Origin of the sequence: Streptomyces venezuelae ATCC 10712, from assembly GCF_008639165.1 — a bacterium.
GTDB classification, from domain to species: Bacteria; Actinomycetota; Actinomycetes; order Streptomycetales; family Streptomycetaceae; genus Streptomyces; species Streptomyces venezuelae.
This window is the reverse complement of the sequence record NZ_CP029197.1, coordinates 5,509,939-5,528,026: the sequence shown is the minus strand read 5'-3', so window position 1 is coordinate 5,528,026 and position 18,088 is coordinate 5,509,939. Positions and strand designations below refer to the sequence as shown.

14 protein-coding genes are annotated in these 18,088 nt (G+C 72.3%); 4 read left to right on the top strand and 10 right to left on the bottom strand.

Going from position 1 to position 18,088, the window contains the following annotated elements:
* Positions 1 to 16: 16 nt before the first annotated feature.
* The 9 genes from DEJ43_RS25670 to DEJ43_RS25630 form a co-directional block, all read right to left on the bottom strand.
* Positions 17 to 277, bottom strand: coding sequence for a hypothetical protein (locus DEJ43_RS25670; RefSeq protein WP_015036305.1), 261 nt, complete (start codon positions 275 to 277; stop codon positions 17 to 19).
* A 375-nt stretch (positions 278 to 652) separates the two neighbouring features.
* On the bottom strand, positions 653 to 1,561 hold the full coding sequence (locus tag DEJ43_RS25665) for a CopD family protein (protein WP_015036304.1): 909 nt from the start codon (positions 1,559 to 1,561) through the stop codon (positions 653 to 655).
* A gap of 68 nt (positions 1,562 to 1,629) precedes the next feature.
* Positions 1,630 to 1,845 carry an EF-hand domain-containing protein gene (locus DEJ43_RS25660; protein ID WP_015036303.1) on the bottom strand — a complete coding sequence of 72 codons (216 nt, stop codon included), beginning with the start codon at positions 1,843 to 1,845 and terminating at the stop codon, positions 1,630 to 1,632.
* Positions 1,846 to 1,943: 98 nt separating this feature from the next.
* A complete protein-coding gene (locus DEJ43_RS25655; protein ID WP_015036302.1) occupies positions 1,944 to 3,152 on the bottom strand; it encodes a YncE family protein in 1,209 nt (402 codons plus the stop codon).
* A complete protein-coding gene (locus DEJ43_RS25650; RefSeq protein ID WP_015036301.1) occupies positions 3,152 to 3,916 on the bottom strand; it encodes a polysaccharide deacetylase family protein in 765 nt (254 codons plus the stop codon). The genes DEJ43_RS25655 and DEJ43_RS25650 overlap by 1 nt, the downstream gene beginning before the upstream one ends.
* Positions 3,917 to 4,309: 393 nt before the next feature.
* Positions 4,310 to 4,816: an ATP-binding protein gene (locus DEJ43_RS25645; RefSeq protein ID WP_041664207.1), complete on the bottom strand. Its 507-nt coding sequence runs from the start codon at positions 4,814 to 4,816 to the stop codon at positions 4,310 to 4,312.
* Between the two features lie 80 nt (positions 4,817 to 4,896).
* The gene (locus tag DEJ43_RS25640) at positions 4,897 to 5,664 is read right to left on the bottom strand and encodes an enoyl-CoA hydratase/isomerase family protein (RefSeq protein WP_041662885.1); all 768 of its coding nucleotides are present in this window, start codon (positions 5,662 to 5,664) and stop codon (positions 4,897 to 4,899) included.
* 83 nt (positions 5,665 to 5,747) lie between these two features.
* Positions 5,748 to 7,001 carry a L,D-transpeptidase gene (locus DEJ43_RS25635; RefSeq protein WP_015036298.1) on the bottom strand — a complete coding sequence of 418 codons (1,254 nt, stop codon included), beginning with the start codon at positions 6,999 to 7,001 and terminating at the stop codon, positions 5,748 to 5,750.
* Between the two features lie 196 nt (positions 7,002 to 7,197).
* The gene (locus tag DEJ43_RS25630) at positions 7,198 to 8,415 is read right to left on the bottom strand and encodes a L,D-transpeptidase (protein WP_041662884.1); all 1,218 of its coding nucleotides are present in this window, start codon (positions 8,413 to 8,415) and stop codon (positions 7,198 to 7,200) included.
* Between the two features lie 164 nt (positions 8,416 to 8,579).
* On the opposite strand from DEJ43_RS25630, the gene glgX reads away from it, so the two are divergent.
* From glgX to DEJ43_RS25610, 4 genes are all read left to right on the top strand, one after another.
* On the top strand, positions 8,580 to 10,781 hold the full coding sequence (gene glgX / locus DEJ43_RS25625; protein WP_015036296.1) for a glycogen debranching protein GlgX: 2,202 nt from the start codon (positions 8,580 to 8,582) through the stop codon (positions 10,779 to 10,781).
* A gap of 111 nt (positions 10,782 to 10,892) precedes the next feature.
* On the top strand, positions 10,893 to 12,782 hold the full coding sequence (locus tag DEJ43_RS25620) for an ABC transporter ATP-binding protein (RefSeq protein WP_015036295.1): 1,890 nt from the start codon (positions 10,893 to 10,895) through the stop codon (positions 12,780 to 12,782).
* Entirely contained in the window at positions 12,779 to 14,623 is a 1,845-nt protein-coding gene (locus DEJ43_RS25615; protein WP_071891501.1) for an ABC transporter ATP-binding protein, read from the top strand. Before DEJ43_RS25620 ends, DEJ43_RS25615 begins: the two co-directional genes overlap by 4 nt.
* Positions 14,624 to 15,145: 522 nt before the next feature.
* On the top strand, positions 15,146 to 17,179 hold the full coding sequence (locus DEJ43_RS25610) for a M4 family metallopeptidase (protein ID WP_041662883.1): 2,034 nt from the start codon (positions 15,146 to 15,148) through the stop codon (positions 17,177 to 17,179).
* A 99-nt stretch (positions 17,180 to 17,278) separates the two neighbouring features.
* Here DEJ43_RS25610 and DEJ43_RS25605 read toward each other — a convergent pair whose 3' ends face one another.
* The gene (locus tag DEJ43_RS25605) at positions 17,279 to 18,067 is read right to left on the bottom strand and encodes a DUF4253 domain-containing protein (RefSeq protein ID WP_015036292.1); all 789 of its coding nucleotides are present in this window, start codon (positions 18,065 to 18,067) and stop codon (positions 17,279 to 17,281) included.
* Between the last annotated feature and the right edge of the window lie 21 nt (positions 18,068 to 18,088).

The following is an 18,088-nucleotide window of genomic DNA, read 5'->3' as shown; positions in this document are numbered from 1 at the left end:
GTGGCGTGCATGGGGGTCAGTCCCTCGGGGCGACGGGCCAGACGAAGTCGTCCGGGATCTCGGTGATGCAGGGCAGTCCGGGCAGCGGGCGGACGCAGGGGAAGTCCGGCAGCTGCGGGTGCGGCGGCGTCGGCCAGACGAAGTCGTCGGCGGCCTGGGTGACGGCGTGCGGGGCGGCGGGGGCGGCCTCGGCCGGGGCGGCCATCAGCAGTCCGCCGAGGAAGGTGGCGGCGACGGCGGCGAGGACACTGCTGGCGCGGCGCGAGCGACAAGACATGGAGGTCTCCGTTTCGTTGCTGTACGGGTGCGGCGTACAGGTGTCAGCGGTTCCTTACGGCCGGTGAGTTTTCAGCCTTCCCGGCCGCACACCTAGAGGAAATCACCGGTGGGCCCCGACTGTCCGCTTCCGGACAGGCCAGGAAGCTGCCTGGCAACGAGCTGCCTCACGACCTGCGGGAAAAGCGGAGGCACGCTCCGAGCGGACCCCCTTCTTCCGGCCAAAAGGCCAGGTGGGAGGCGCGCACCTGTCAGTCGCGCGCCGGGCCGCGATCCGGCCACGGGCACATGGTGCAGCGAGTTGCCGGCGGCACGGGACGGCCGCCGGGCGCCGGCCCGGCGGGGAGCGGGCGCGCGGGCGGCGGCGCGGGGAGGCTCAGGGAACGGGCCCGTGCGGATCGGGCACCACGGTCAGCAGCGCCGAGACGACCACGATCGCGGCGAGGACGGACAGCTCCACCCGGGCCGGTGGCTGCGCGTTCCCGCCGGAGAGCAGCCGCCCCCGGGCGGCCAGCGCCAGCAGGCTGACCCCGCCGAACAGCACCAGTTTGACCAGCAGGACCCGGCCGTAGGCGGTGCCCAGGACCGCGTCGAGGGGGAGCTTGCGCAGGGTGGTGGCGGTGCCGGTGAGCACGAGGGCGGCGTATACGAAGGCGGCCATCCGGGCGTACCGGAGGAGGACGTCCCGTCCGCCGCCGCGCAGCCGCATGGTGCGGAGCACGTACAGCAGGGTGCCGGTCCAGAGCGAGGCTGCGGTGAGGTGGACCAGGGTGAGGGAGGTGCCGAGGAGCGGCTGGTGGGTCTCGGGGTGGGCGCGCAGGGCCTCGGCTCCGGCGGCGACGGCGAGCGGCAGGGCGGCGAGCGCGGGGTGCCGGGAGGCGGCGCAGAGGGCGGCGAGGACGAAGGCGTTGGCCGAGACGAGGACGAGACGGCCCTCGCGGAGCCCGTACACGACGCTCGGGCTCAGTCCGCTGACGGCGGTGAAGAGCAGCAGGAGTCCGGCCGAGGCGGCCGCGGCGAGCAGGGCGGCGGGGACGGACCAGGAGCGCGGCCGGGGGCCTTCGCCGGCGAGCCGGCGGCCGGCGATCTCGCCGGTGTGCACGGCCAGACCGGTGAACACGAGGAGCCGCAGCAGCGTGGTGGTGCCCGCCGCGGGTATGCGGAGCTCGTCCGTGCCCGTCTGCGCGAGGCCGGCGCCCAGCAGGGCGACGACGAGGACGGCGACGGCGGCGAGGATCGCCGCCGTCGGACGGCTCGGGGTACCGAAAGGTCCGGGAAGCGTCACCGGACGATCGTCACCGAGCCCCGGACGGGCGGCAACTCAGCGTTGCGCCGCCCGTCCGGGCGGGCGGATCAGGCCTTGCTGAGGTGGGACCAGAACTCGTCCCAGGACAGCCGGCCGTCACCGTTGTCGTCGCGCTGCTTGATGAGGGCCTCGGCGACCGTCTCGGTGACGTTGAAGTCGCCGAGCTGCGCCATGACGCTCTTGTACTCCGCGGCGGTGATGAAGCCGTCGCCGTCCACGTCGTACCGGTTGAATGCCGTACGTGCCGACTCGATGTCCGCCACTGCTTCCGCCCCTTCTTGGTGCTTCTCTGACGGGGGTCAGATTAGCTGGCCCGGTGGGGCCGCCCGAGAGGGGTACGGCCGGTCCGGCCCCGGGGCGGTCAGCGGAAGATCCCCGTGTGGCCGAGCGAGTAGCGGCCGGGCTGCGGATACACGGCGAGGCCGTGGGGGCCGCCGCCGACGGGGATGCGGGCGAGCTGCTTCCCGCTGGCGGTGTCGATCGCGTAGACCTCGGAGTCGTAGCGGCCGGAGAGCCAGAGGACCTTTCCGTCGGCGGAGACGCCGCCCATGTCCGGGGAGCCGCCGTCCGGCAGCCACCACTTCTTGGTCAGCTTGTTCTGCGCGAAGTCGAAGACGGAGATCGAGCCCTCGCCGCGGTTGGGCACGTACATCTCGCGGGAGTCCCGGCTGATGTAGAGGCCGTGGCAGCCCTTGCCGGTGGGCAGCAGGGTGGGGGTGGTGAACTTCTCGCCGTCCAGGACCCACATGCCGTGGGCCATCATGTCGGCGACGTAGAAGGTCTTGCCGTCCGGGGAGATCTTCACGTCCTGCGGCATGGCTCCCTCGAAGGGCAGCTTCTGCTGGCCGATGACCTCCATCTTCTCGGTGTCGACCTTGAGCAGCTCGCCGGAGAACTCGCAGGAGACGACGAAGTAGCGTCCGTCGGCGGAGAAGTCGGCGTGGTTGACGCCGTAGCAGCTGACCGGGACGGTCTTCTTCCGTTCCATCGTGTGCGGGTCGCGGAAGACCAGCTCGCGGTCGAGCGAGGCCATCACGATCGCGTACTTGCCGTTGGGCGTGAAGTAGAGGTTGTACGGGTCGTGGACCTCGACGGGCTTGCCCGCGACGCCGGTGGCGGGGTCGATGGGGGTGAGGGTGTGGCCCCGGTTGTTGTTGACCCAGAGGGTCTTCATGTCCCAGGAGGGCACCACGTGCTGGGGCTGGATGCCGACGCGGATGGTCTCGACGACCTGGTAGGTGGCCGGGTCGATGACGGAGACGGTGTTGGAGTTGGTGTTGGGGACGTAGACCCGGGAGGGGAAGTTCCTGACCACCGGGGAGAGCTGGTTCGGCCGGTCGGCGGCGTAGACGTCGTTCGGGTCGAGGAGCGGCGGCATCCCGGGGAGCCCGGCGGGCGCCACGGCCCGCTTGGGCACGGCGGGGACGGCGGCCTCCTTCACGGGGGCGGCGCCGTCGCCCGGGTCCCCGCCGCCGCAGCCGGCGAGCGCGGTGAGGAGGGCGGCGGCGAGGAGGGTCCGGCTCCTCCTCGTGAGGCGGCTGCGCGTGGGGGTCTGCGTGCGGTGTGCCATCAGGTCAGCAGCTCCGTGGTGGTGACCGCGCGCAGGCCGCGGCGGTCGAGGTCGGCGAGGAGGAGGGGCAGCGCGGCGGCGGTGTCCGGGTAGCCGAAGTGCAGGCTGACGACGGAGCCGGCCCGGACCGGGCCGGTGACGTTGCGGACGACGGCGGTGGCGCCGGGCGAGGTGAAGTCGAGGGAGTCGACGTCGTACGAGAGGACGTGCGGGTATCCGGCGCGGCGGGCGGCGCGGAGCACGGTGGGGGCGGCGTGCTGGGTGCGGGAGGGCCGGAACCAGGTGCCGATGGAGCCGGTGAGGCGGCGCAGCCGGGTGGCGCAGGCCTCGATCTCGGCGAGGGCCCGGTCCTCGGTCAGGGCGTTGACGTCGATGTGGTGCTGGGTGTGGTTGCCGAGGTCGTGTCCGCCGTCGAGGATGCGGCGGGCCATGTCGGGGTGGGCGTCGAGCCAGCTGCCGACGGCGAGGACGGTGACCCGGGCGCCGGCCTTCTCGGCCTGGCCGAGGAGGGTCCGGGCGAGGGCGGGGTCGCCCTGGCCGTGGAAGGTGAGGGCGACCCGGGGCCGGTCGCGGGGGCCGTGGGCGATCTCGGCGGGCTGTCCGGGCAGGCGCCGGGGTGCGGGGGCCGCGTGGGGCGCGGGGGCGGGGTGCCGGGGTGCGGGCGCGGTGGGGCGGGGGGCCGTGCCGCAGGCGGTGGCGAGGGCTCCCGCGAGGGCGGCGGCCGCACCGGCCCGGAGGGCTCCGCGGCGGTCGGTCGGCTTCACGCGACCATTCAAAGGCAGTGCTGCCCGATTTATTACGATTAGGCCAATTCAGGACGTTTGCGGGCCTTCGGGCGGCGTCCAGCATGCGGACGACCCCGGGAAACACGCCGCGAACCGCATAGTCATTCATTGTTTGCAAGGTGAGTGCGACACGTCACCAACGATTCACTATTAAAGTGTCCGCTTTTGGTGCAGTTTGCCCCGCTAGGGACTTTTGGCGGTATGGCCACCCGTCTGCCATAGTCGGAGACACCGACCCCCATTGACCCGGGCCAGGTCGACACAGCGGCCGTGGATACACCCCCCCGTCCACGGCGCATCACACGGAAGCCCCCACGTGCCACACCACGGCACACGGGGGCTTCCGTGCGTTCCAGGGCCGGTCGCCGCCCCTCAGGGCCGGTCGCCGACCCGCATCTCGAACCAGGTCGTCTTGCCGCGCGGCGCCAGGTCCACGCCCCACCGGTCCGCGAGCTTGTCCACCAGGAACAGCCCCCGGCCGCTGGTGTCCAGCTCGTGCACCGGCATCAGACAGGGCAGCCCGCGCGAGGGGTCCCGGACCTCGATCCGGATCCAGCCGCGCCGCCGCTGGAGCCGTAACGCGAAGACCCGGGCCCCGGTGTGCCGGACCGCGTTCCCGACCAGCTCCGAGACCAGGAGGACCGCGTGCTCGGCGATCTGCGGGCCGAGCCCCCACTGCCGCAGCACGACGTGCTGGGTGAGCCTGCGGGCCACCCACGCGGACTCCGGGCGGGACGGCAGCCGGACATCCTCCTCCGCCGGATTGCCGTACAACTCCACTGCGCCGGCGGCCTGTTCGTCATCCGCGGCCGGTGACCACCGCGCTGCGGCGGCGCTCGCGCGCTGCCACGGTTGTTCCCTACCCTCCAGGCCCGCCATGCCCCCCATCATGGCCGCACGGAGCCGATCGCGGGGGCCGTTCCGCCGGAATCGACCCCCACGAAGGGACGACCGTCAGGTCAGGCGAACTTCGCCTTCCCCGGGCCCTCCTCGACGAAGCTGCGCATCCCGCGCTCGCGGTCCTCGGTCGCGAACAGGGCCGCGAACCAGGTGCGCTCGATGGCGAGACCGGTGTCGATGTCGGCCTCCAGACCCTGGTCGACCGCCTCCTTCGCGGCCCGCAGCGCCACCGCCGGGCCCTGCGCCAGCCTGGCGGCCCAGGCGTGCGCCTGCTCGTAGACCTCGGCGGCCGGGACGACCCGGTCGACCAGACCCAGCGTCAGGGCCTCGTCGGCCTTGACCATCCGGCCGGTGAAGATCAGGTCCTTGGCCCTGGACGGGCCGACGAGCCGGGAGAGGCGCTGGGTGCCGCCGGCCCCCGGGATCAGGCCGAGCAGGATCTCGGGCTGGCCCAGCTTGGCGTTGTCCGCGGCGATCCGGTAGTCGGCGCAGAGCGCGAGCTCACAGCCGCCGCCCAGGGCGTACCCGGTGATGGCGGCGACGACCGGCTTGGGGATGCGGGCGACGGCGGTGAAGGCCTCCTGCAGCGCGCGGGAGCGCTTGACCATGGCCACGTGGTCCATGACCTGCATCTCCTTGATGTCCGCGCCCGCCGCGAACACCTTCTCCCCGCCGTACAGGACCACGGCCCGCACGTCGTCGCGGTCGGTCGCCTCCTGGGCCAGCTCGCGCAGCCGGTCCTGGGTGGCGATGTCCAGGGCGTTCATCGGGGGGCGGTCGAGGCGGATCGTGCCGACGCCTTCGGCGACTTCGAGGTTCACAGTCATGGGAGGAAGGTTAGTGGCCGTTAACGACAAGGGGCCCGGTGCTGTTGCTCACAGCACCGGGCCCCGCGCTCAGTCGCGTACGACTACTTGATCCACTCCGACCAGTCCATGTTCCAGCCGTTGAGGCCGTTGTCCGGCTTGATCTGCTTGTCCTTCGAGTTCTTCACGACCACCACGTCGCCGATGATCGAGCGGTCGTAGAACCAGGCGGCCGGCTTCGAGCTGTCGCCCGCGCCCCGCGCGTCCTGGAGGCCGACGCAGCCGTGGCTGACGTTGGAGGAGCCGAAGGTGCTGGCCGGGGCCCAGTAGTTGCCGTGCACGAAGGTGCCCGAGGTGGACAGCCGCATCGCGTGCGGCACGTCCTTGATGTCGTACTCGCCGCCGAAGCCGACCGTGGCCCCGTTCATGCGGGTCACCTTGAACTTCTCACTGATGACCATCTGGCCGTTGTACGTGGTCGTGGACGGCGCGCCCGCGGTGATCGGGATGGTCTTGATGATCTTGCCGTCGCGCTCGACCTTCATCGTCTTGGCGCTCGCGTCGACGGTGGAGACCTGACGGCGGCCGATGGTGAACTTCACCGTCTTCTTCTGCTTGCCGTAGACGCCCGGGCGGCCCTCGACGCCGTCCAGGTTGAGGTGCACGGTCACCTTGGTGCCCGCGGCCCAGTACTTCTCCGGGCGGAAGTCGAGACGGTCGTTGCCGAACCAGTGGCCCTCGATCGGGACGGACGGCTCGGCCGTCACCGTGATGGCCTTCTCGACGGCCTCGGGGTCGGTGATGCCCCGGGTGAAGTTGATGGACACCGGCATGCCGACGCCGACGGTCGAACCGTCCTCCGGCGTGTAGTGGCCGACGAAGGTGTTCTTCGGGACCAGGGTGGTGAAGGTGGTGTCCTTCGCCGACTCACGGCCCTCGGCGTCCTTCGCGATCGCGTGGACCTTGTACTGCGTGGCCGCGGCCAGGTGGGCCGTGGGCGTCCAGCTGGCGCCGTCCGCCCCGATCTTGCCCGCGACCTCGGTGCCCTTGGAGTCGGCGACCGTGACCGTGGTCAGCTTGCCCTGCTCGGCGGTGACCTTGAGGGCCCCGCTGGTGGCGACCGAGTCGGCGCCGTCCTTCGGAAGGATCGTCACGACCGCCTGGGAGGCCGCGTTCTCCTGCTTGCCGCCGCCCTGGGCCGCCGGCGCCTTTCCCCCGCCGCCGCCGGTGGACGCGGTCTCACCGCCGCCGCAGGCGGTCAGGACCAGGAGCAGCGCCCCCGCCGCCAGCGCCTGCAGGCGGACGCCCCCGCGCCGCCTGCCTCTGACCGATGCCCCCGATATCGGCTGCCCGTTCACTGTGGTGTTCTCCCCTCGCACGGCCTGGCAACCGCCACGGCCCCACCCCCGTGCGCATCCACTCGCGCACACGGCGCTAGATAATCACACCGGAGGACACGAAAGATCCTCATGAATGTCACCGTTCCGTCCCGATCGACCTGCTAGGACAACGAAAGGGACCGAAAGCGGCCGGAGGTGCGGAGGAGACGGCGGGTCAGCGCAGCGCGGAGCCTTCCTTCCACCGGTTCCACTCCATGTTCCAGCCTCCGAGGCCGTTGTCCGGAGCGACCTTCCGGTCACGGGAATTGACCACTTCCACCACGTCGCCGACGATCGTCCGCTCGAAGAACCAGCCCGCCGGCGAATCGGCGCTGCCGCCCTTCTCGTCCCGCAGCCCGACACAGCCGTGACTGACGTTCGCGGAGCCGAAGGTGCTCGGCGAGGCCCAGTAGTTGCCGTGCAGGAAGGTCCCCGACTCGGTGAGCCGCATCGCGTGCGGCACGTCCTTGATGTCGTACTCGCCGCCGAAGCCGACCGTGCGCCCGTCCATCCGCGTCACGTCGTACAGCTCGGTCACGACCATCTTCCCGTTGTACGTGGTGGTCTTCGGCGCTCCCGCGGTGACCGGCAGGGTGGCCAGCACCTCACCGTCTCTGCGGACCTCCATGGTGTGCTCGGCGGCGTCCACCACGGAGACCTGGGAGCGGCCGACGGTGAAGCCGACCGTCTTGCGCTGGATGCCGTAGACGCCGGGCGCGCCCTCGACGTCCCGCAGACCGAGCTCGACGGTGACCTTCGTGCCCGGCTGCCAGTACGCGGCGGGGCGGAAGTCGAGCCGCTCGGTGCCGAACCAGTGGCCGACGACCTCGACCGGCGGCACCGAGGTGATCCGGATGGCCCGCTCGACCTCGGCCCGGTTCTCGATCGGCCGGTTGAACGCGAAGGAAACGATCATGCCGGTGCCGACCGTGGAGCGGTTCTCCGGCTTGAAGTAGCCGATGAAGCGGCTCTCGGGCACCACGGTGGTGAACGTGGTGTGCCGGGCGGAGCGGCGGCCGTGCCCGTCGAGGGCGACCGCGTCCACGCTGTACTTCGCCGCCAGCGCGAGCCGGGTCTCCGGCCGGGGCCGCCAGCGCAGCCCGTCCGCGGAGATCTCCCCGGCGACCTCGGTCCGCTGGGCGTCCTCCACCTGGATCACGGTCACCCGTTCGAGCCGCCCGCTGTCCACCTTCACCTCGACCGGGCCGCCGGCCGGCACCCCGCGGCTGCCGTCCTCCGGGCTCACCCGGATCACGTCCCCGGGGGCCCGCGCCTTGCCCGGCAGGGCGACGCCGATCCCGCCACCGCCGTCCGGCGCCGTGCAGCCCACGAGGCCCGCCAACAGTCCCGCCACCGCGAGGGCGTACCCCGCCCGCTTCCATACAAGTGTCACGCTCGGCCCAACGACGGCCACCCTCCAGGGGAAACGTGCGTGCGGGTCATGTTGGGAGCGGGGCCGTCCGGGCAGAACAGGGGGAGGACCATGCGCGGGAGCGGCGGCCGGGACGCCGTCACTCCCCCGCGTGCGGGCCCGACGAGCCGCGGGAGGCCGGGACGGTGGCGAGCGCAGCCGAGCAGGAGGCGGTACCTGACCATGCCCCGGAGCGGGCCGGGCCGCCCGTGTGGCCGGGGGCGCCGACGCCCCTGGGGGCCCGCTGCCGGGTGGGCCCCGACGGGGTCGCCGGCACCAACTTCGCCCTGTGGGCGGGCGGGGCGGAGGCCGTCGAGCTGTGCCTCTTCGACCCCGACGGCGCGGAGCTGCGGCTGCCGCTGACCGAGCTGACCCACGAGATCTGGCACGGGTTCGTGCCCGGGATCGGGGCCGGACAGCGGTACGGCTACCGGGTGCACGGCCGCTGGGACCCGTGGACCGGCGCCCGCTGGAACCCGGCGAAGCTGCTCCTCGACCCGTACGCACGGGCCGTCGACGGCGACTTCACGCTGCCCGCCGAGGTGTACGGGCACGTCCGGGACTGGCCGCAGCAGCACGTCGCCGACACCGTGCGCGACGAGCGTGACTCGGCGCCGTACGTCCCGAAGGGGGTCGTCGTCCAGGACGACGACGACTGGTCCGACGACCGCAGACCCAAGACGCCCTGGCAGGACTCGGTCATCTACGAGCTGCACGTGAAGGGCTTCACCCGGCTCCACCCGGGCATCCCGGAGCACCTGCGGGGCACCTACGCGGGCCTGGCACACCCGGCGGCGATCGAGCACCTCGTACGGCTCGGGGTGACGGCCGTGGAACTCCTGCCGGTGCACCAGTTCGCCCACGAGGACCACCTGCTGCGGCGCGGGCTGCGCAACCACTGGGGCTACAACTCCATCGGCTACTTCGCCCCGCACGCCGGCTACTCCTCCTCGGGGACGACCGGGCAGCAGGTCGGCGAGTTCAAACGGATGGTGCGGGCGCTGCACGCGGCCGGGATCGAGGTCATCCTCGACGTCGTCTACAACCACACGGCGGAGGCCGGCGAGCTCGGCCCCACGCTCTCCCTCAAGGGCATCGACAACCGCGGCTACTACCGCCTCCAGTCGGACGCCCGCCGGTACGCCGACTACACCGGCTGCGGCAACACCCTGCACGTCGTCCAGCCGCAGGTGCTGCGGCTCATCACCGACAGCCTCCGCTACTGGGTCACCGAGATGGGCGTCGACGGCTTCCGCTTCGACCTGGCGGCGGCGCTCGCCCGCTCGATGCACGACGTCGACATGCTCTCCCCCTTCCTCGCGGTCATCGCCCAGGACCCGGTGCTCCGCCGGGTCAAGCTCATCGCCGAACCCTGGGACGTGGGCAACGGCGGCTACCAGGTGGGCGCCTTCCCGCCGCTGTGGACGGAGTGGAACGACCGCTACCGGGACGCCGTACGGGACTTCTGGCGCGGCGCCCTGCCCGACGTGCGGGACCTCGGCTACCGGCTCTCCGGCTCCAGCGACCTGTACGCCTGGGGCGGACGCCGGCCCTACGCCTCGGTCAACTTCGTCACCGCCCACGACGGCTTCACCCTGCGGGACCTCGTCACCTACGAGCGCAAGCACAACGAGGCCAACGGCGAGGGCAACCGCGACGGCACCAACGACAACCGCTCCTGGAACTGCGGCGCCGAGGGCGAGACCGACGACCCCGAGGTCAACGCCCTCCGGCTCCGCCAGCAGCGCAACCTCCTGACGACCCTCCTCCTCTCCACCGGCGTCCCGATGCTCGTCGCCGGCGACGAGATGGGCCGCACCCAGGGCGGCAACAACAACGCCTACTGCCAGGACAACGAAACCGGCTGGCTCGACTGGACCCTCCCCGACGACCCCGGCCGCGCCCAGCTCCTCGCCCTGACCCGCCGGCTCCTCGCCCTCCGCCACGACCACCCGGTCCTGCGCCGCCGCGCCTTCTTCTCCGGCCGCCCGCAGGGCGCGGACGGGCTGCGGGACCTGGCCTGGTTCACCGCCGAGGGCGCCGAGATGACCGAACCCGACTGGTACGCGCCCACGGCCACGCTCGGCCTCTACCTGTCCGGCCGCGACATACCGGGCCGGGACGAGCGCGGCGCGCAGATCACCGACGACAGCTTCCTCGCCGTCCTCCACGCGGGCCACCGCCCGCTGGACTTCCGCCTCCCCGGCCCGCCGTGGGCGGAGACGTACGAACTGGTCGTCGACACCTCGGCCGAAGACCAGGCGACCGCCCCGGGAACGCTCCACCCGGGCGGCGGCATCCTCACGATGGGAGCCCGCTCGATGGTGCTGCTCCGGGTCAGGACCTGAACGCCCGGACCCGGCCACCGCGGCGCGACGGCGGTGGCCGGGCGGGGCGTGCCCCGACCGGCCGGAAAACCGGATGAGACGTGTCAGTGGTGAACCGTAGGGTCGGACCTGATGCCCGAGAAACCTGACGCCCCCGAGTCCCCCGGCCCCGACGACCCCGCCGCCCCCGACCCTCACGGCCGCTCCGCGGTCCGGGTGCTGCTCCGCCTCTGGCCGTACGTGCGGCCGGTGCGGGGGCGGCTGTTCACCGCCGCGTTCGTCGCGATCGTCGCCTCCTGTCTGTCGCTGGTCATCCCGCTCGTACTGAAGTGGCTGGTCGACGGGCCCGTCGCGGACCGGGACCCGGGCGGGGTGTGGCTGGGCGCGCTCTACCTCCTGCTGCTCGGCATCGCGGAGGCGGTGCTCTTCGGGTACCGGCGCTGGCTGGTGGCGCGGCCGCTGTCGGGGGTCGAGGCGCGGATGCGGGCCGACCTGTACGGCAGGCTGCAGCGCCTCCCGATCGCCTTCCACGACCGGTGGGCCTCCGGGCAGCTGCTCTCGCGCGGCACGACCGATCTGATGCTGGTCCGGATGTTCCTGGCCTTCCCGCTGACGTTCCTGCTGGTCAACGCCGTGACGATCCTGGCGGGTTACGTCCTGCTGCTGGCCCAGGACTGGTCGCTCGGGCTGGTCCTGCTGACCCCGGTGATCCCGCTCGTCGTGGTCTGCTCGGTCTTCGAGGGCCGGTACGGGCTGGTCGCCCGCCGCGCCCAGGACCAGGTCGGCGACCTGACGACGGTCGTCGAGGAGAGCGTCCTCGGCATCCGGATCGTCAAGGGCTTCGGCCGCCACCGCAGCCAGGCCCGGGCCTTCCGCGAGCTGGCCGGCCGGCTGCGCGGCACGGAACTGGTCAAGGCCCGGCTACTCGCGATGATCTGGGCGGTCATCACCGTCGTACCGGAACTGGCCATCGGCGCGGCGCTCGTCCTCGGCACCGTGCAGGTCGCGGACGGGGACCTGTCGGCGGGCACGCTCGTCGCGTTCCTGTCGACGGCGCTGGCGCTGCGCTGGCCGGTGGAGTCGATCGGCTTCCTGCTGGCGATGAGCCAGGAGGCCGCCACCGCGACGGAACGGTACTTCGAGGTGATGGACGCCGAGGAGGAGCCGGCCGCCCCGGCCACCGGCGGCACCACGGACACCCCGCCCGGCGGCGGCTCCGGCGGCGCGTCCGGCGGCGGCTCCGGCGGCGCGTCCGGCGGCGGCTCCGGCGGCGTGCGGTTCGAGGGCGTGACCTTCCGCTACCCGGACGCGCCGGCGGGCTCCCCGCCCGTCCTCGACGGCATCGACCTGCACATCCGCCCCGGCGAGACCCTCGCCCTGGTCGGCGGCACGGGCTCCGGCAAGACCACGCTCACCGCCCTCGTCCCGCGCCTGCACGAGGCGACCGGCGGCCGCATCCTGCTGGACGGCGAGGACATCGCCCTGATGGAACGGGACCGGCTGCGGGCCCTGGTGTCCATGGCCTTCGAGGAACCGACGCTCTTCTCCGCAAGCGTCGGGGAGAACGTCCTGATGGGCGCGGACGGGACGGCGGGCGAACCGGAACTGCGCCGCGCCCTGGGCGTCGCGCAGGCGGACGGCTTCGTCGACCGGCTGCCCGAGGGCTCCGGCACCCAGGTCGGCGAGCAGGGCCTGAGCCTGTCCGGCGGGCAGCGCCAGCGGCTCGCCCTGGCACGGGCCGTCGTCGGCCGCCCCCGCTTCCTGGTCCTCGACGACCCGCTCTCCGCGCTCGACGTCCACACGGAGGCACGCGTGGAGGCGGCGCTGCGGGAGGTGCTGCGGGAGACGACCGCGCTGGTCGTCGCGCACCGCCCGTCGACGGTGATGCTGGCCGACCGGGTGGCGCTGCTGTCCGAGGGCCGGATCGCGGCCGTGGGCACGCACCAGGAACTGCTGCGCACCAGCGAGGAGTACGCCTGGCTGATGTCCGGCGAGGCGAAGACCGGGGAGGGCGACCGATGACGAACACCACGCTCACGAAGCCGCAGGCGCCGGCCGGTCCGGCCCCCGAGGGGGACCCCTTCGACCGGGACGACCTGCCGGCGCCGCGCGGGGCGACGGGCGCGCTGCTGCGCTCGCTCCTCGCCGGTCACCGCTTCCGGGTCGCGTGCGCCGCGCTGGTCCTGCTCGTCAAGGAGGGCGCGGTCCAGGCGGGCCCGCTGCTCGTCGCGTACGCCATCGACCGGGGCGTCCCGGCCTTCCGCGCCGGGGACCACGGTCCGGTCGTCGCGGTCGGCGTGGGCTACCTGCTCTGCGCGGCGCTGTCCGGCCTCCTCCAGTACGTCTTCGTGCGGGCGGCCGCCCGGGTCAACCAGGACGTGCTGCTGGACCTGCGCGGCCGGATCTTCCGGCACGCCCAGGTCCTGAGCGTCGACTTCCACGAGCGCTACACCTCGGGCCGGCTGATCTCCCGCTCGACCACCGACGTCGAATCGCTCCGCGAGCTGCTCTCCGAGGGCCTCCAGGAACTGATCGGCGTGGTGCTCTCCTTCGTCTCGATCTCGGTGATCCTCGTCTGGCTCGACCTGGGCATCGGGGCGGTGGCGGTCGCGTCCTTCCTCCCGCTGTACCTCCTGGTGCGGGTCTACCAGCGGCGCGCGGGACGGGTGTACGCCGAGCGGTCCACGGCGATCGCGGGCGTGATCGTGAAGTTCGCGGAGACGATGAACGGCATCCGGCCGGTCCGGGCGTTCCGCCGGGAGCGGGTCAACGAGGCCGAGTTCGCGGTGCTCAACCACCGGCACGAGCGCAGCAACGGCGACGCGCTCCTGGAGATGGCCCGCTATGTGGTCGGCTCACGGCTCGTCGCGAACACCGCGGTCGCCGGCATGTGCCTGTGGGGCGCCTACCGGGTGGCCGCGGGCTCCCTCGAACTGGGCGTCCTGGCGGCCGCGGTGCTGTACATGCGGCGCCTGTACGACCCGATCGACCGGCTGGGCATGTTCCTCAACTCGTACGAGTCGGCCGCCGCGTCCCTCACCAAGATCGCGGGCCTGCTCGCCCAGGAGCCGGGGGTCCCGGAGACGGCGACGCCCGCCGAGCTCCCCGCCCGGGCGGGCTCCCCGGGCCGCGAGGTCGTCTTCGACGGCGTGCGGTTCGCCTACCGCACGGGCGGCGAGGTCCTGCCCCGCTTCGACCTGACGATCCCGGCCGGCCAGACGGTCGCGGTGGTGGGGGCGACGGGCGCGGGCAAGTCGACGCTCGCGAAGCTTCTCGCCCGCTTCTACGACCCCACGGACGGCGCGGTGCGGCTCGACGGCGTGGACCTGCGTGACCTCGCCACGCCCGAACTCCGGCGGGGTGTCGTCATGGTGACGCAGGAGGCGTTCCTCTTCTCGGGGACGGTCGCCGAGAACATCGCGATCGGGCGCCCGGACGCGACCCGCGCGCAGATCGAGGAGGCGGCCCGCGCCATCGGGGCGCACGAGTTCATCAGCGGTCTCCCGGACGGCTACGACACCGACGTGCGCAAGCGCGGCGGCCGCATCTCGGCCGGCCAGCGCCAGCTGGTGGCCTTCGCGCGGGCGCTGCTCGCCGACCCGGCGGTGCTGATCCTCGACGAGGCCACCAGTTCCCTGGACGTGCCGGGCGAGCGGGCGGTGCAGCGTGCGATGGACACGGTCCTGGCGGGCCGTACGGCGGTGGTGATCGCCCACCGCCTGTCCACGGTCGAGGTCGCGGACCGGGTCCTGGTGATGGAGTCGGGCCGGATCGTGGAGGACGGCACCCCGTCGGAACTCGTCACCGGCGACGGCCGCTACGCGGGCCTGCACCGGGCGTGGCGGGAGAGCCTGGTGGGCTGAGGACCCTCGCGGGGGCGCGTCTCGCCGTCGGCGAGCGCGCCCCGTCCCCGGTCCCGCCACCGCCGTGCGCGCGCCCTCCCCCGTACCGCCCGCCCACCCGATCGAGGCATCTCCGGCGGCGGGCGGAGCGAACAGAACGAGCCACGCTGCGACTCGATCCCATCGGCGGCCCCGCACCCGGGCCGGCCTCGGTCACGAGCGGCGGCGCCTGCGGTCTCGATCCGCGGACGGTCTCCGCATCCGGGCTCGGGAGAACACCGGACGGCATCGCGACCTTGATCGATGAAACGTCCGGTTAACGAACATGGCCTTACGAGCAGCGAACGATTTCCGGCCAACTTGTCGACGCACTCCTGACAGGTCCCCGTCATTCCTGTCACTCTCTCCCCGTCTTCGCAACACCGTTCGGCGCTTCACCCGAACGAGTTCCGCGTCACCTGTACGTGCTCCACAGCTCTGCTTGCTCCGCCCGGCCGGACCTCACCCAGTCCGCCGGTACCCCCCTCGCAAGAAGGAGTCTGCGTGAGATCCACGCCCAGCCGTCGCGCCACCGCGACCGGCGCTCTGATCGCTGCCGCCGCCATGCTCGCCGTGAGCGTCCAGACGGGTGCCGCCACCGCGGCAGACGCCCCCTGGAGCATCGCCCCCAAGGCCCAGCAGGGCACGTCGGCGAACCCCGGCAAGCTCCCGGCCGACCTCACCCCCGCCGAGCGCACCGCGCTCATCAAGGCGGCCGACGCCGACAAGGCCGCCACGGCCAAGTCCCTCGGCCTCGGCGCCCAGGAGAAGCTGGTCGTCCGTGACGTCGTGCAGGACCGCGACGGCACGACCCACACGCGCTACGAGCGCACCTACGCCGGACTGCCCGTCCTCGGTGGCGACCTGATCGTCGCCGAGACGAAGGCCGGCGCGACGACGGGTGTCACCAAGTCCACCCGCGCCGAGCTCAAGAACATCGACACCGCCGCCACCCTGGCGCCGGCCGCCGCCGAGAAGCAGGCCGTCGGCCTCGCCCAGGCGGACGGCTCCGACAAGGCCAAGGCCTCCCGCGCCCCCCGCAAGGTCGTCTGGGCCGCCAACGGCGCCCCCGTCCTCGCGTACGAGACCGTCGTCGGCGGCCTCCAGCACGACGGCACCCCGAACGAGCTGCACGTCGTGACTGACGCCAAGACCGGCGCGAAGCTCTTCGAGTGGCAGGCCATCGAGACCGGCGTCGGCAACACGATGTACAGCGGCCAGGTCACCCTCGGCACCGCCCCGTCGTACACCCTGACGGACACCGGCCGCGGCAACCACAAGACGTACAACCTCAACGGCGGTACGTCCGGCACCGGCACGCTGTTCAGCAACACCACCGACACCTGGGGCAACGGCCTCCCCTCCAACAAGGAGACCGCCGGCGCCGACGCGCACTACGGTGCCGCGCTCACCTGGGACTACTACAAGAACGTGCACGGCCGCTCCGGCATCCGCGGTGACGGCGTCGGCGCGTACTCCCGGGTCCACTACGGCAACGCGTACGTCAACGCCTTCTGGTCCGACTCCTGCTTCTGCATGACCTACGGCGACGGGTCCGGCAACACCAAGCCGCTGACCTCCATCGACGTGGCCGCGCACGAGATGACGCACGGCGTCACCTCCAACACCGCCGGCCTGGTCTACAGCGGCGAGTCCGGCGGCCTCAACGAAGCCACCTCGGACATCTTCGCGGCGGCCGTCGAGTTCTACGCCAACAACGCCCAGGACAAGGGCGACTACCTCGTCGGCGAGAAGATCGACATCCGCGGCAACGGCACCCCGCTGCGCTACATGGACAAGCCCAGCAAGGACGGCTCGTCCAAGGACGCGTGGTACTCGGGCCTCGGCGGCATCGACGTCCACTACTCCTCCGGCCCGGCGAACCACTGGTACTACCTGCTCTCCGAGGGCAGCGGTGCCAAGACCGTCAACGGCGTCAACTACGACTCGCCGACCTCCGACGGCCTGCCCGTCACCGGCATCGGCCGGGACAAGGCCTCGCTGATCTGGTTCAAGGCGCTCACCACCAAGTTCGGCTCCAACACCAACTACGCCGGAGCCCGCACGGGCACCGTCGCCGTGGCCACCGAGCTGTACGGCGCCAACAGCCCCGAGACGCTGGCCGTCCAGCACGCCTGGGCCGCCATCAACGTCGGCACCCGCCCCGGCGGCGGCGAGCCGCAGCCGGGCAAGGTCTTCGAGAACTCCACCGACGTCGCCATCCCGGACTCCCCCGGAGCCGCGGTGACCTCGACGGTCAACGTCACCGGCATCGCGGGCAACGCGCCCTCCGCCCTCAAGGTCGACGTGGACATCGTCCACACCTACCGCGGTGACCTCGTCGTCGACCTCGTCGCCCCGGACGGCACGGCCTACAGCCTGTCCAACCGGTCCGGCGGCAGCGCCGACAACATCGTCCAGACCTTCACCGTGAACGCCTCCTCCGAGGTCGCCAACGGCGCCTGGAAGCTCCGCGTCCAGGACAAGGCCGGCGCCGACACCGGCTACATCAACAACTTCAAGCTGACCTTCCCGTAAGCCGGGAGGCAGCACCCCGCACAGAACGACGGGCGCCCGGAGGGATCACTCCCTCCGGGCGCCCGCCCCTTTTCACTCCCGCTTACGCGGACCGGCCGCTCAGTCCCACCAGAAGCGCCATGTCCCTCCACGAACCTGACGGTTCGCCAACTGAGGGGCGTCGGTTTCGTCGGGGGCGTACACGTACTGTTCGATCGCGGCTTCGGCCACCGCCAGCGGTTCCTGGGGCGGCCGTGCGACATCGAGGATCACGAGGGAACCGGACAGGTAGAGCAGCTCCGCCCCGAAGCGGTCGTACCAGGTGTGCAGGAACGCCACGTGGTCCGACCCGAGCATCGGCCGGCCGCCCGGCCCGTGGTCCCAGTTCCGGCCCCGGGCACGGTCGGGCAGCAGACCCGGCACGTGAAAGCCCCTGGAGGTCTCCACCAGGCACAGCCAGGACGGTCTGAAGTCGCTCCACGGATCGGACGCCTTGGGGACGGGCGAAACGGACGGAGCCAGGCGCTCCGGGTCGAACTCGTCCCGCCATTCGTCCGCCTCCGACTCGTCCCCCGCGCCCTTGAGGTGGTCCGCGAGGGCGGCGTCCCGGATCTCGGCGACGAGCTCACGGGGAGCCGTGATGGCCCGGTCGTCGAAGGGCTCCTCCTCGTCGGGCGCGCGGTCGAGCCAGGCCGAGGGAGACAGCGGGGACAGCACGGGATGGAAGCCGGTGCCGTCCCGCAGGGCCAGCAGGCGTCGCCACGCGTCCACGGCACCGTCTCCGGTGATCCGGATCCCCAGCACCCGCGAACCGGCACGCGTGACCGCGTCCTCGGTTCCGGCTTCGGTGTCGGGGGTGGCGAGCCCGGCGGAGCGCAGGATCTCCGCGAGCCGGTCCTTGTTCGTCATCTGTCTCCCTCGGAATGTCGC

Coding starts and splice junctions, on each gene's coding strand:
- DEJ43_RS25670 (WP_015036305.1), bottom strand. CDS start 277: ATGTCTTGTCGCTCGCGCCGCGCCAGCAGTGTCCTCGCCGCCGTCGCC.
- DEJ43_RS25655 (WP_015036302.1), bottom strand. CDS start 3,152: ATGGCACACCGCACGCAGACCCCCACGCGCAGCCGCCTCACGAGGAGG.
- DEJ43_RS25645 (WP_041664207.1), bottom strand. CDS start 4,816: ATGGCGGGCCTGGAGGGTAGGGAACAACCGTGGCAGCGCGCGAGCGCC.
- DEJ43_RS25640 (WP_041662885.1), bottom strand. CDS start 5,664: ATGACTGTGAACCTCGAAGTCGCCGAAGGCGTCGGCACGATCCGCCTC.
- DEJ43_RS25620 (WP_015036295.1), top strand. CDS start 10,893: ATGCCCGAGAAACCTGACGCCCCCGAGTCCCCCGGCCCCGACGACCCC.
- DEJ43_RS25615 (WP_071891501.1), top strand. CDS start 12,779: ATGACGAACACCACGCTCACGAAGCCGCAGGCGCCGGCCGGTCCGGCC.
- DEJ43_RS25605 (WP_015036292.1), bottom strand. CDS start 18,067: ATGACGAACAAGGACCGGCTCGCGGAGATCCTGCGCTCCGCCGGGCTC.